Raw genomic sequence first — 13,968 nt, 5'->3', positions numbered from 1 at the left:
CTATTCTAATGTTACTAAATTGCTCCCAGAATGTCATCCAAGGAACAGCTAGATAAACACCAGCGGCTTATTTTTGAAAGGAGCAAAAGCGGCCGCATCAAAGCGGTACAAACTAGCAGGGCGGCCCGCCCCCCGCGAAACCTTAACACCGGTATCGCACAAAAAACCCAATTTCAACAATCGAGCTCTAAAATTAGAATAATCAGAAAAATTTTCCCCCAAAATAGTTGTATAAAGTTGATACAAATCGCTCAAAGTAAAAAGTTCCGGCAAAACTTCAAAAGCTACCGGACTGTATTCAAGTTTGTTACGCAGTCGCCGATATCCGTATTCGAGAATTTGATTGTGATCGAAGGCCAGCTTAGGAACTTGTTGCACGGGATACCAAGCAATACCCCCGACACGGTGGCCGACACCCGCAACTACACTCCCAGCAATTAACTCAGCTTCCTCAAACCGAACCAAAGCAAAATAACTAACCGAAAGATAACGATCGCCCCTGGTAACTTCCCGAGGATCGCGCCCCGGTTCTCCGAAAGTATACAATTGCTCCAAATACAAATTTTTTACCCGAATTTTCTCAGACAAAATTCGGTAAGCCGCATTTTCAAGAGACTCGCCCTGACGCACCAAAGTACCGGGAAGACTCCAAGAATCGATAAACGGTTCGTCTTGCCGCATTACCAACAGCACCAACAAGCGGTTCTGCACGGTATCGACGGAAAAAATAACATTATCTACTCCTACTTTAAAGTCAGCTAATGAGCAACCCTCGCTCTTTTTTGTGCCTCGTGCCATGCGTACAAATGCTCCCTATGGATGTAATCTTCGATGGTCGGAGTCAGAGCTTCCCTGTCTCCTGTTTCCCGATAGGAAGTAGAAGAAACATTGGGAGCACTCAAAGATGCGATCGCCACGTCTGCACCCATGCGCCTCAACTGCCACAAATCTAATTGCTCTGATGGATAACCGGGTCGCGGTACTATCAGCAAGTCCACTTCTTTTAACAATTGTTCAAATTTGTACCAGCGAGACAGTTGCCCCACCAAGTCGGAACCTATTACCAGTGTCAAATCTGCATCCGGCCACAGCAATCTTGCTTGTTCCACAGTTTCTAGAGTCCTCGGACTGCTGAGCTCTGGATGCAAGCAAAGATTGTGTCTCGGCGAATTAATTTCTTGAATCATTAACAGCAGCATTGCCGATCGGTGTTCTAGAGAAGTTTGGTGCGACTTAAAAGGATTGTCCGACGCCCAAACGGCTACCCAGTCAAAATGTTGCGAAAGCCAACTCAGAATTGTTTTATGTCCTGCTGTGGGCGGATCGGCACTGGTTCCAAAAAGAGCAATTTTCTGCATAGGTAATCGGTAATATCGTTAATAGTTAATGGGGAATTGGGAATGGGGAATTGAACTACATACTAATGACCAAAGCGTGTCAAATTAATATCAAACGAGTTCCAGCCTGCTGTTTGATAATTAACCCCTCGATCCCCCCTAACCCCCCTTAAAAAGGGGGGGACTGGAGCGATCGAAGTCTCCCTTCAAAAAAGAGGGGACTGTCAGCTCTCAAAGTCCCCCTTCTTAAGGGGGATTTAGGGGGATCGAGGCTAAGCTAGAAACGAGATTTATCATGGATTTTAGTCTTAAGTTAACACCAATAACCACTGACTACTAACTAATGACTCTTTTTCGTTTTTTGGGTGAGACTCTGCAAATCGGTAGAAATTTCCACCGACGGCGAAATCGGGTTGTCAAGTTGGCGAGTTTCGGGTCGAAGACTGGCGACTGAAGCAGCAGTGCGTTTGGCGATCTCCTCCAAAGTTTCCGGGTTCTGGACTCGTTTGCCATCCTTGACAACCAAGTTCATTAATGGTAAGCAAGAATCGCAATTGTGAATATTTTCTCCCGACAATCCCAAACAATCTCCGAGAATTTGCCCATTTTCAATATGTCTAAAAATTTGCTTTCTTCCTGGATATGTTACCTTGCCGCTTGCCTCTTTCATCACCGGAATTCCGTCAATTTCCACCAACTTATAAACACCGTTCACAGGGGAACCGCTGACCAACTTGGTTCCCAAACCGTAACCGTCAATGCAAGCGCCGCTACTTTTTAATTTAGCAATTTCTCGATCGTCCAAATCGCCGCTAGCAAAAATTGGAACCCCAGGCAGGATCGATCGCACTTCCCGAGACAGCACCGCCAAATCGCCCGAATCCAGCCGCACGCCTTCCAACTGCATTTCACCGCTGTTTACTCGATCGGCCAACATCCGCGCTGCCGCCACAGTATCGTAAGTATCGATCAGCAGCGGCGCCCCCGGAAAGTAGCGGTGAAAAGCTGCAAACGCCTGATTCTCGCTGCCTTCGAGGGCAGCCACAGCCATTACCAAAGCATGGGCGATCGTACCGACAGGCTTGCGGCCCAACTTCAAAGCAGCCAAAACATTAGAAGTTCCATCGAACCCCGCAGCCAGGGCCGCCCTAGCAGCCCAAACAGCAGCTTGAGGCCCAAAAGCCCTGCGCGTCCCGAATTCCAGCAACATAGCCTCCGGGCCCGCCACATCCCGCAGCCGCGCTGCCCGCGTCGCAATCAAAGTTTGATAATTTATGGCATTCAATAAATAAGTTTCCACCAACTGAGCCTGCCACAGAGGAGCCTCAATTCGCAGCAGTGGCTCATTGGCAAACACCGCCGTCCCCTCCGGCACCGCCCAAACATCGCCACTAAAGCGGGCTGTGGCGAGTAAAGTCCAAAATCGCTCCGGGGCGCCGGCAAAAATCCCAGTGGACTGCAAAGCCTCAATTTGCGCCGGCGAAAACCGAAATTTTTCCAAATAATCGATAACTTGAGCCAAACCCATCGCGATCGCGTAGCCAAAACCCTCTGGCAGCCTGCGCGCAAACAACTCAAAACTCGCGGCCCGCCCGTCGAGTCCTTCCCCGACGTAACAAGCGGCCATCGTTAGCTGGTAGAGATCGGTCAAAAGGCTGTAATCTGCTGAAGAAACCGTCAGTTCCCGGTCTTCTAATATTTCTTCAAAACCTGTGAGCTGCAGGCTTTCTGTCGCAGTTTCCATAAGAAAAACCCCGGACAAACTTCTTTTTTTTAATTATAGTGAATAATACCATATCTGTTTGTAAAATTTTGATAAAGATTGCAAATATTGTGGAATAAATTCGCTGATTATGCCCTTTAATAACGGATTTAGGTTAATTGATACATTAATATTATGGTAAAATCAATATAAATACTTACTTTAACAAACTCAGGAATTAAGCACAAACACTCAAGCGTTCCCGATTTTTTACGAACATATTTGGTTCCAGCCCTTGGAAATATGTAGAAAACCGGGTTTCTGAGCGTCGGGATGGCGATCGCCACTGATTGAGTTGAGCAAGGAAAAATCTACCAGCAAAAGGTCGATCGTCCAACAATGCGTAATTCCTAAAACCTTCAGCTTGCTTCAATGTTGCAGACCAATAAGTAATTCAAATAAATATTGCTAAACTCATCCACAGCCAAAAAATCAGAGTAATATTAAAAGTATCAGAACCCAGACAAGAGAGGCAGATTCTATGAATCTTTCTAAATCTTTGGCAAACGCGATGCGTTACGTCTCGGAAGCAGCGGTGCGGATTTTTAGCCCCAGCGATGACAACTATCCAAATAGTGGAGTTCAACCTTTTGAGGGTAAGCTCTCCAAAAGTTCTAAATCGAGAGAATGAACAGCCATTCAGGCATTTTCTAGCGAGTTCGGCACAGGCATTCCGTTTAACAGTCAACAGTTAACAATTAACGGTTGACTGTTAGCTTTTGACTTGTGACTTTGACTGTTAATAGTAATTGTAGGTGGGGTTTCTCTTCCTTCTACCCCACCTACAATTACCAATCACCAATTACACTGAACTTCCCAAATTGACAAAAAGCCTATTCAGTGTAGAGTAAGCTTTTGAAATAAAGATTTTTGCCCCCGGTTTACTGCGTATAAATTAGAGAAACACCAAGCAAAACTAGAACCTTTTGTTGCACTGGGGTTGGTTCAGTAACCTTATCAACAATCAAACTATATAGCAATCCTTAGCAGCACATTTTAAGTTGCTACTTGGATACCTTAGAGTAATTCTACTCATTGACAAAAGTGTTTTTAACTTAACTGATGACCAATGTGTAGGCACTGGCTGCGGGCGATACCTAGCCGAAAGTTCGGGTCATTCCCCCGTCGGAAGATCGGCTGCAAGCTGGTCTTTTTGTTAGCTGAAAACTCTACTGTTAGTTAGGTCTTACGAGGGTTAATTGTCGTAAAGTGATTTTACAGGCAAGCTGCAAACAGGAGTGAGAAGATTCAAGTAATTGGACGGAAGCTTTGAACGTTTGTTGGGAAATTGTTTGTGCCTCCATTGACTTGCAAAGAATTTTCCCTTCAAATACACCCCTGCTGACAGCGCGATCGCACTCTCGAAAGGAATAGCTGATGCAGGTAAAACAAAACAAACTTTTCACTACCGAAGCGATCGATCGCTTATCTTCACCGGAACGCCTCGACGAAATGATGCAGGTGGTTAGTCCTCGATCGTGGCTGCCACTAACTGCAATTGGCTGTTTAGTTGCTGCTGCGGGAGTTTGGAGTGCGATCGGGCGAATTCCGCTGACTGTTTCCGGTCAAGGCGTGTTGCTTCTGCCCCGCCGAGTCGTGCAATTTCAAGCTGCTAGTTCCGGTCAATTAGTAAAGCTAAATATCAAGCCCGGAGATGTTGTCAAACGGGGTCAAGAAATCGGCAGAATTGATAAACTAGACCTCAAGCAGCAGCTAGAGCAAGAAACAGTGAAATTAGCTGAACTGCAAGGGCAAAAGCAAGATACTAATAAGCTGCAAAAACAGCAGATTGCCCTGGAATTAAAAACCCTCGAACAGCAGCAAAAAGACCTTCAAGAAAGCTTGAATAGAGAGTCAGTTGCACCGATACTGCACCAGCAAAGTATGGCGGCATTAGAGCAAAAACGCCAAAGTTTGGAAGAAAGTTTGCGCCGCGAACAAATTGCCCCGGTACTGCGGCAGCAAACTCTGACAGCATTAGCAGAAAAACGCCAAAGTTTGGAAGAAAGTTTGCGGCGGGAACAAGTTGCGCCGATATTGCGGCAGCAAACTCTGGCCGCGATCGCCAAAAAACGCGACAGTCTTTTGCAGCGAAAACAGCACATCACTTCTTTGGTGGAAACTTTGCAGCAGCGGTTTGAAACTCGTCGCGTTCTTTACGAACAAGAGAGGGCGATCGGCGAAGATGTAATGCTGCAAGCGAGACAGGAATTCGCGGACTCTCAGATGCAATTGGCGGATATTGAAACGCAGTTAAAGGAACTCGACGTTCAGAAAACTAATAGCGATCGCGAATTCCTGCAAAATCTCAATAAAATTGACGACCTCAAAAACAGCCGGCAGCAACTCAAGGTAGAAGCTACCAATACCGAACGAGAGTACCTGCAAAATCTCAACCGCCTTAACGAAATTAAAAACAATCTCCAAGAACTTAAAGTTCAGAAAAGTAACACCGAACGGGAATACCTGCAAAACCTTAACAAAATTGACGAAATCAAAACTAAGATTAAAGACATGGAAACCCAAGCGGTCAAACTAGCTCAACAAGATTTAGAGAAGTCGATCGCCCAAACAAATCAAATTCAGGAAGTTAAACGCAAGATTGCCCACTTGCAGAATCAGTTGACGGCCGACAGCAAAATTACCAGCCAATACGACGGCCGCGTTTTAGAAGTTAGCGCCGTTGCAGGTCAAATGCTGAACATCGGTACAAGAATCGGGACAGTTGAATCTGATAATTCTCGCGAAAAAATGGTCAGTCTTGTCTATTTTGCTGACAGAGACGGCAAGCAAATTAAACCGGGAATGACCGTACAAGTTACCCCTAGCGTCGTCAAGCGAGAACGCTACGGTGGCATTGTCGGCAAAGTCACCCAAGTTTCTCCTTTTCCAGTTACTAATCAAGATATGTCGGCAATTATCGGCAATGAAAATTTGGCTGACAGCATCGCCAAAAGCATCGCTGGCGGCGGTGCTCCCGTGCAAATCTTTGTGGAATTGCAACAAGATCCGAACACTATCAGCGGTTACAAATGGTCTTCCTCGAACGGGCCTCCTCTCAAGATTTCGCCCGGTACTACGGCGCTAGTTCGGGTTCAAATCGGGCAGTTAGCGCCGATTTCTTACGTGATTCCTATTTTTAGGTCTTTGACTGGGGTTTACTAACCGTTATTAGCCAGTTTTTTTTCGTCCCTAGGGAGAGATAATTGCTGACAACAAATAGGTTACACCGACCGTTTCTCTTGTTTATATCGAAGTCTCGATCCCCCCTAACCCCCCTTAAGAAGGGGGGGACAAGAGCAGTCAAAGTCCCCCTTGTTAAGGGGGATTTAGGGCGATCTAGATTGAACTACAAGCAAAATTTATGATTGATTTTAGCTTTACTAACCCATGAAAATACCCTGGATTCACAAGTTTTTTACACCGCGCAACTTAAGGCGAGTTCGTACTCCGACACTGCTGCAAATGGAAGCAGTAGAATGCGGTGCTGCTGCTTTAGGAATTATTTTGAGTTACTGGGAACACCCGGTACCTTTAGCCCAATTGCGGAGCGAGTGCGGCGTTTCTCGCGATGGCAGTAAAGCTTCTAATATCCTGAAAGCAGCCCGAATTTACGGCTTAGATGCTAAAGGATTTAAAAAAACTGTTGAAGAGTTGAAAACTGTACCGCCGCCTTTTATTGTTTTTTGGAATTTCAATCACTTTTTGGTGGTTGAGGGGATTAAGAAAAAGCGCGTTTACCTCAACGACCCCGCATCGGGACCGAGGACTGTTTCTCTAGAAGAATTTAAGTCTGCTTACACTGGCGTTGTTTTGACTTTTGAGCCTGGGGGGGAGTTTAAAAAGGGCGGGAAAAAACCGACTATTGCCAGTGCTTTAGATTCCCGATTGCAAAGTTCCCGTTGGGCGATCGCATTTTGTTTAATTGCTGGTTTATTACTGACTGTTCCCCGTTTGGCTGGCGCGGCATTTACCCAAATTTTTGTAGATGAAATTCTCGTCGAAAACCGTCACGAGTGGCTGCGACCTTTAATATTGGGAATGCTGTTTGCGGCGGTCGTTCAAGGGCTGCTAGCGCGGATGCGGCTTTTCTATTTGCGGCGGCTGGCCAACAAGCTGGCGATTTCGATGTCGGGACAGTTTCTCTGGCATACTTTACGCTTGCCTGTGGGATTTTACGCCCAGCGGTTTGCCGGTGAAATTAGCAGCCGCTGCCAAGTTAATGATAAGGTTGCTGAAATTTTATCGGGGAAACTTGCTGCAACTGCGATCGACGCGGTGATGATGGTTTTCTATGCAATAATTATGGTTATGTACGACTGGGTATTGACCAGTGTTGCTGCTTTTTTTGCAGCCTTAAACTTTTTGGCACTGCAATCTTTATCCCGCAGCCGCGTCGATGCTAACACCAGATTAGCTCAGGAAACAGGTAAGGTTGGCGGTGCTGCAATTGCAGGCATTCAATCTATTGAAACTGTCAAAGCTAGCGGCTTAGAATTCGATTTATTTTCTAAGTTTGCCGGGTACTATGCCAAAATGAGCAACGCCCAGCAAGAATTGGCTTTGCCCACTCAAATATTGTCAATATTACCAGCATTTTTAACGGCATTAGCTGCAACTGCTATCTTAGTTGTCGGCGGCTTGCGGGTGATGAACGGCGGTTTGAGTATCGGGATGTTAATTGCCTATCAAAGTCTCACTCAACAATTCCTCCGACCAGTCAACAATCTAGTCAATTTTGGCAGCACTATGCAAGAATTAGAAGCCGATTTAAACCGACTTGATGACGTTCTGCAAAACCCGATCGACCCCGAAGCAGACCGCGATTCTTTTAATAGTAAAAACGGTCGCGCCGCCCTTGCACCCGATTCTTTTCACCTGCAAGGAAGCATTGAATTGCGCGGTGTTAGTTTTGGCTACAGCCGCTTGGAAGCGCCGCTAATTGACAACTTGAACTTAACCGTAAAACCCGGTCAGCGGGTAGCGTTAGTGGGGGGCAGCGGTTCTGGCAAATCTACTATTGCCAAACTTGTGACCGGTCTTTACGAACCAATGAATGGCGAAATTTTATTTGACGGAGTTCCACGCAATTTGATTCCCCGTTCTATCCTAGCAAATTCCCTGGCAATGGTCGAACAAGATATCTTTCTATTTGCCGGCACAGTTCGGGAAAATCTGACGCTTTGGGACCCGACAGTACCGGAATCAGATTTAGTGCAAGCGTGCATTGATGCGGCAATTCACGAACTTATTTTGAATATGCCTGGAGGATACGATGCTCAACTAAATGAAGGGGGGACAAATATGAGCGGCGGACAGCGGCAGCGTTTGGAAATTGCCAGGGCGTTAGTGAGAAATCCGGCGGTGTTGGTGTTGGATGAAGCAACGAGTGCTCTGGATGCTGAAACAGAGTTAATTATCGATCGCAATTTGAGGCGTCGCGGTACTTCTTGTATTGTGGTTGCTCACCGTTTGAGTACGATTCGAGATTGCGATGAAATTATTATGCTCGCCGGGGGAAAAGTTGTTCAAAGAGGCACTCATGAGGAGTTGCAAAAGCTGGGAGGAGCTTATGCTCTTTTGGTTGGAAACGAACAATAAATAGCAGAAATACAGTAGCCAGACCGACAGTCCGCCAGGGAATGAATTCCCTGTCTAATAGCGCAAGTCCTCTCAAGAGGACTGAAATGAGCGATGGTTTGATTTGGCTATTCAGTGTTCGCTATAGAGTCTTAGCTATTCAGTCGGTTAAAACCGACTTTAGCTATGAGACGGGGATTTTAATCACTCCTAGGATCTGTGGATTAGCCCGATCGATTCGATCGCACAGTCTTTTTTGAGGCAAGGCTTTAAACCCCTGCGCGACTTGATATTACTAATCGCAAATTACTAACTATGCTCGATCTAAATCCTGTTAAGAAACTGCACCGAATTAAAGGAAATGAACCGCTGCTGCTGAATGACCCGCATCAGGTATGGATTGTTCGATCGGGCGCGATCGCACTTTTTGCAGCCAAGATACAAAGTGAGAAAACTGCCAGCAACCGCCATTACCTGTTCAGCGTCGGTGCAGGCGAAGCTTTGTTCGGCGCTGCTACCCCCCCCAACCAGGGCGGGCACGGGGGCACCGCCCCTACAAGGGGGGGAGAAATTTCAAAACCTGGTTGGGGGCTTCTGGCGATCGCGATCGCCGAAACGGAACTGGAACCGATCGCGATCGCAGATTGTGCCGCTTTAGTTGCTGCTGGTGACGGCAAAATGAGATCGCTTGTGGAAGGGTGGATACAGCATTTGGGAGAACGGGCGATTCCCTACGGGATAGATGCGCTTCACGCCCCCGACGAAAAAGTTGCGGAAACTTCCGTTGTAGCAGCGTCGCAGCAGATATCGCTGCAAAAAGGTCAAATGCTGCGATCGCCCCCGGTAACAGTTGTCTGCGTGCGCGTCTCGTCGGGCGATGCGAGTGTCGGGGAATTGCAGTTAAATTCCGCTTCCCCAGCATTTCCTTTGGCTGGGAATATGCTGCTGGTGGCCTGCGGGGAAGTTGAGGTGCAAATTTTCTCAACAGCAGAGGTGGAAAATGCCGACTGGCTGCCCGCGAGTTTAGCTTTGCTGCACGAGTATTTCTGCTGCTGCTTGAATTTGCTGGTTTCCCGGCAAAAAGCCGAGGAATTCCGGCGATTTCAGGAACGCGAACAGCTAAACCGCCAAGTAACTCAGACAGCTTTGGGAGATTTAACCGAGGTTTTGCATCCCCGGAAAACAGCTTTGTCTGAGGAAGGAACGCCGCTGTTAATCGCTGCTGGGGCTGTAGGTAAGGTACAAGGGATAACAGTCAATCCGCCGGCGGGTTCCGAAGATTTCAGCCGCGTTAAAGATCCGATGGAGGCGATCGCGCGATCGTCCCAATTTCGCACCCGCCGCGTGTTGCTGGCAGGAGATTGGTGGCGGCAGAACTGCGGCCCGCTGTTGGCTTATACAAAGTCCGACAATCGACCTGTAGCTTTGTTGCCCGGTAAGGGATCTCGCTATACTTTGTTCGATCCGATCGATCGCACTCGCAAACGGGTAACTAAAGCAGTAGCCCAAGAGTTGTCGTCAGAAACTCTCATGTTTTACCGGCCGCTGCCGCTATTAGTTCGCAACGCTGCGGAACTGTTTCGCTTCGGGACGAAGGGCTACGAAAAAGACACGATCGCTGCTTTCGGGCTGGGGATATTGGGAACGCTGCTGGGGATGGTGACGCCGCAAGCTACCTCGATTTTGGTCAATGATGCTATTCCTGACAGCGATCGTTTGTTATTGTGGCAGTTAGGGCTGGTATTGTTAGTTGCGGCGATCGGACGGGCTGTATTTAGCATCGCCCAAACAATTCTGACGCTGCGGATCGAAAATGCTGCCAGCGGCACTCTTCAGCCGGCAGTTTGGGATCGATTGCTGAGATTAAAACCGGCATTTTTTCGCAGCTATTCTTCTGGCGACTTGCTGACTCGCTTATTAGCAGTTAATCAAATTCGCGCCCAACTCAGCGGCGCGACGCAGCGGACACTTTTGAGCGCGATATTTTCCCTGCTGAATTTGGGGCTGATGTTTGTTTACAGCCTGCCACTAACTTTAGTCGCAATTGGTTTAACTCTTATTGCGGTTATAGTAACAGTCACATCGAGCTTGCTCTTAATCCCAAAAGAGCGGCAGATGGAAACAGGAGAAGGCGACATTAACGGGCTGACAGTAGAACTGATTAACGGAGTATCAAAGTTGCGGGTAGCGGCCGCCGAAGGGCGAGCCTTTGCAGCTTGGGCGAAAAAATACAGCCAACAAATTAAACTAAGAACTGGCATTAAACGAATTGACGACAGCGTTTCTGTATTTAACGAAGCGCTGCCGTTAGTAAGTTCTATTCTGATGTTTTGGTTTGCAATTGTGTTTATGCAAACCTCTCAAACAGAAGGTGGCGGACTGAATATGGGGACGTTTCTCGCTTTTAATTCCGCCTTCGGAACCTTTCTTTCCGGCGTCACAGATTTGAGCAATACTCTAACTGATATTTTAGGCATTGTACCGCTGTGGGAGCGAGCCAAACCGATCGTCCAGGGAATCCCGGAATCTGACCCGACAAAAGCCGATCCCGGTCGCTTGAAAGGTCAAATTACGATCGATCGCGCCACTTTCCGCTACCGCGATGACGGGCCGCCAATTTTAGATGATGTCAGCATCAATATTCAACCGGGGGAATTTATCGCGATCGTCGGGCCGTCGGGTAGTGGCAAATCAACTTTATTTCGGCTGTTATTGGGATTTGAAATAGCACAAAGCGGTACTGTTTATTACGACAATCAAGATTTAGCAGGCCTCGACGTTCAAGCTGTGCGGCGGCAGTTAGGAGTAGTGCTGCAAAACGGCAGAATTAATGCTGGTTCGATGTTTGACAATATTACCTGCGGGGCGATGGTAACGCAGGAGGAAGCTTGGGAAGCCGCGCAAATGGCCGGTTTAGCCGCCGATATCGAACAAATGCCGATGGGAATGCACACGGTTGTCAGCGAGGGCGGCACGAATCTTTCGGGAGGACAGCGGCAGAGATTGTTAATTGCCCGCGCAATGGTTGTCAAACCAAAGGTTATCCTGATGGATGAAGCTACGAGTGCTTTGGACAACCGCACGCAGGCGATCGTTACTGAGAGTTTGGATAAGTTGAATGTGACGCGAGTTGTCATCGCCCACCGCCTGAGTACGATTCGCAATGCCGATCGCATTTATGTAATTGAAGCCGGCCGTTTGGTAGAAGTTGGTTCCTTTGAGAAATTGGTAAAACAGGGAGGATTGTTTGCTCGATTAGTGGCGCGGCAGTTAGAGTAGGGATTCAAGGTAAAACCATTTTCAAGAACGGGCAAGATGCCCGTTCCACAAGAAATTCACTCTTTGTGGAACGGGCATCTTGCCCGTTCATAAAAGTTGTAGGGTGCGTCGCCGATAAATATTCGATTTGTTTAAAAGATTGTGGAAGCGACGCACCTTGCAGTGTCTCATGCGATCGAGCAGGATGATGCTTATTCTTTTGTCAGTAAATCGGGCAACCACAACAAAATTAGCAATAGCAAGCAGAGGATAACTAAGCCAATGCTAAATATTGTTCTATTGCCCATATCGGAGGCTTGCTGCATCAGGTATACTGGCTGTAATCTCGTCATCTTTGATAACGATATCCCCATATTGTTTTAATCCATAAGAGACAAAGAAACATTTTTTAAATGCAATTCTTTGTCCCTCTATGTTGCCGGAATCATTTAAGAGCTACAACTTTCTACCAAGTATTTACTGTTTGCTCTGTGCCGAAAGTTACCAAGCATTAGGATTAAACCTGTTAAAAAAGGCCTTATTCCAGTCAACCTTAGATTTTTGTTCCTGCCAATCAGCTCCATTGGTCGCTGTGTAAATATGATAGCCACCCGCGAGCGCATCTAATTCCAATTCGTTCAATTCTTCATCTATTGAGTTGTCTCGCTCGGATGGAGAAGGTAATTCTTGAAGGGTTCTCTCGTTAGTTTCCATCGCTGTTTGCTCCTTTAATTTGTATTAGGAAAACAAGTCAAAAATTTTGGTAGGGATTGTCAGACGAAATTTGGGCTTTTCACCGCTGACTGTGATAGTACGCATACCGCCCGCGATCGCATCGAGTTCCAAGTCGCTCAATTCTTCATCGGTTGAGTTGTCCGGTGCGGATGCTGTGATTGCGGGCGACTCGGAGGGTACTTCTTGCAAAAATTGATTGTTGCTTTCCATCAGATGTTTTCTCCTTCGATAATTAGTGAATTTTGCTTCCAAAAGCGATCGAACCTACTCCTAGTAAAGTTGCCTCCTATCCAGCCTTTTTACCCGCGACTGAGTTAAAATTATCTGTATCTAAACGCCAGTAACCAAGCTGACCGAACAGAAAACCGCCTGCGATCGCATCTAATTCCGTATCGTTCAATTCTTCAGCAACAGAATTGGCTGGCGACTGTTGCTGTTACACGACAGAATCTCGATCGACTTCTGCGGAAAACTGATTAGTGCTGTCCATCTGATTGCTCCTTTTGATTTCGGTGTTGGATTCAACAAAAGATTACTTATGCTCCAGGAGTAAGGAGACCGACGACACCCCCAGCAACAGCTCCTTCTGCCATTTTCTCACCGATCTCATCGAATTTTCCTGTCACAAGAGCGCTGAAAAATCCACCTATACCACCTGCCAAAAATCCTATAGCACCCCCAACAGGTCCAGCGCCAGCAACAGCCTCCAATTCACTGTCAGACAACTCGCCTGAAGTATCTGACTGACTATGATGCTGGGCAGTCATCGACTCCAGCCACTCTGAAACTTCTGTTGGGGAGAAAGTGTAGCTTTTTTCTTTGCCAAGCTCCACTACTTTATTCACTAAGCTGGGACGATCCGTTATCGATCGGAACTGTAGCTGGAGTTCGGGATCTTGCGAGACTTCTTGAAAAAAATGATTGACGCTTTCAAACTCAAAAGACATGAGATTTGCTCCTTTATTTGTTTTTTCCAGCTAAGCTAGTGCTGGTCTTTGCGTAAATTTAGTTTATAAAATTACCCCGCCGAAGTCGCTAGCTCTAAGTTGAGTTTTGCACCTATAAAAAAATACCTATTTTACCTAAGCTTTAGTGGAGGATATTACCTGAACTTTTGGCTAGGTATCGAATCTCGCACGTAAGTATATACTCGAAGCTGTTGAGTTAAATTTACAAAAGTTGCGCGTTAAGCCTAAAAAAACCGGGTTTTTTAATCGAGATTCAGGATTTTAAGCAAATATTTCGTTAAAAACCCGGTTTCTGACAACCCGTGCGCTGAAAATCTAAAATCTAAAA

The 13,968-nt window shown here is 46.7% G+C and carries 11 protein-coding genes; 4 read left to right on the top strand and 7 right to left on the bottom strand.

The genetic code is table 11. The features are described 5' to 3' along the window. Nucleotides 1–48: 48 nt before the first annotated feature. The 4 genes from QUA33_RS05460 to QUA33_RS05445 form a co-directional block, all read right to left on the bottom strand. The gene (locus QUA33_RS05460) at nt 49–798 is read right to left on the bottom strand and encodes an NrtR DNA-binding winged helix domain-containing protein (protein ID WP_333040239.1); all 750 of its coding nucleotides are present in this window, start codon (nt 796–798) and stop codon (nt 49–51) included. After that, nucleotides 759–1,358 carry a nicotinate-nucleotide adenylyltransferase gene (locus tag QUA33_RS05455; protein ID WP_333097301.1) on the bottom strand — a complete coding sequence of 200 codons (600 nt, stop codon included), beginning with the start codon at nt 1,356–1,358 and terminating at the stop codon, nt 759–761. The genes QUA33_RS05460 and QUA33_RS05455 overlap by 40 nt, the downstream gene beginning before the upstream one ends. Nucleotides 1,359–1,677: 319 nt before the next feature. Next, the gene (locus QUA33_RS05450; protein WP_333147097.1) at nt 1,678–3,081 is read right to left on the bottom strand and encodes a nicotinate phosphoribosyltransferase; all 1,404 of its coding nucleotides are present in this window, start codon (nt 3,079–3,081) and stop codon (nt 1,678–1,680) included. A gap of 196 nt (nt 3,082–3,277) precedes the next feature. Beyond that, the gene (locus QUA33_RS05445) at nt 3,278–3,472 is read right to left on the bottom strand and encodes a hypothetical protein (protein WP_333147095.1); all 195 of its coding nucleotides are present in this window, start codon (nt 3,470–3,472) and stop codon (nt 3,278–3,280) included. 108 nt (nt 3,473–3,580) lie between these two features. Between QUA33_RS05445 and QUA33_RS05440 the strand changes: the two genes are divergently transcribed. From QUA33_RS05440 to QUA33_RS05425, 4 genes are all read left to right on the top strand, one after another. After that, nucleotides 3,581–3,730, top strand: a complete 150-nt coding sequence (locus QUA33_RS05440; RefSeq protein WP_333049849.1) for an isochorismate synthase — start codon at nt 3,581–3,583, stop codon at nt 3,728–3,730. Between the two features lie 746 nt (nt 3,731–4,476). After that, nucleotides 4,477–6,264 (top strand): NHLP bacteriocin system secretion protein, encoded by a 1,788-nt coding sequence (locus QUA33_RS05435; protein WP_333147093.1) that lies wholly within the window; start codon nt 4,477–4,479, stop codon nt 6,262–6,264. A gap of 225 nt (nt 6,265–6,489) precedes the next feature. After that, the gene (locus QUA33_RS05430; protein WP_333147091.1) at nt 6,490–8,700 is read left to right on the top strand and encodes an NHLP family bacteriocin export ABC transporter peptidase/permease/ATPase subunit; all 2,211 of its coding nucleotides are present in this window, start codon (nt 6,490–6,492) and stop codon (nt 8,698–8,700) included. A 294-nt stretch (nt 8,701–8,994) separates the two neighbouring features. Next, nucleotides 8,995–11,958: an NHLP bacteriocin export ABC transporter permease/ATPase subunit gene (locus QUA33_RS05425; protein ID WP_333147089.1), complete on the top strand. Its 2,964-nt coding sequence runs from the start codon at nt 8,995–8,997 to the stop codon at nt 11,956–11,958. Between the two features lie 480 nt (nt 11,959–12,438). On the opposite strand, the gene QUA33_RS05420 is transcribed toward QUA33_RS05425, so the two are convergent. The 3 genes from QUA33_RS05420 to QUA33_RS05410 all read right to left on the bottom strand — a co-directional run bounded on the left by QUA33_RS05420 (nt 12,439) and on the right by QUA33_RS05410 (nt 13,619). Next, entirely contained in the window at nt 12,439–12,651 is a 213-nt protein-coding gene (locus QUA33_RS05420) for a hypothetical protein (protein ID WP_333147088.1), read from the bottom strand. Nucleotides 12,652–12,675: 24 nt separating this feature from the next. After that, nucleotides 12,676–12,882: a hypothetical protein gene (locus QUA33_RS05415; protein WP_333147086.1), complete on the bottom strand. Its 207-nt coding sequence runs from the start codon at nt 12,880–12,882 to the stop codon at nt 12,676–12,678. Between the two features lie 326 nt (nt 12,883–13,208). Then, nucleotides 13,209–13,619 carry a Nif11-like leader peptide family natural product precursor gene (locus QUA33_RS05410; RefSeq protein WP_333147084.1) on the bottom strand — a complete coding sequence of 137 codons (411 nt, stop codon included), beginning with the start codon at nt 13,617–13,619 and terminating at the stop codon, nt 13,209–13,211. Nucleotides 13,620–13,968 lie beyond the last annotated feature (349 nt).

It is taken from the genome of Microcoleus sp. Pol14D4, from assembly GCF_036701245.1.
Taxonomy (GTDB): Bacteria; Cyanobacteriota; Cyanobacteriia; order Cyanobacteriales; family Microcoleaceae; genus Microcoleus.
This window is presented reverse-complemented; position numbering and strand designations above follow the sequence as displayed.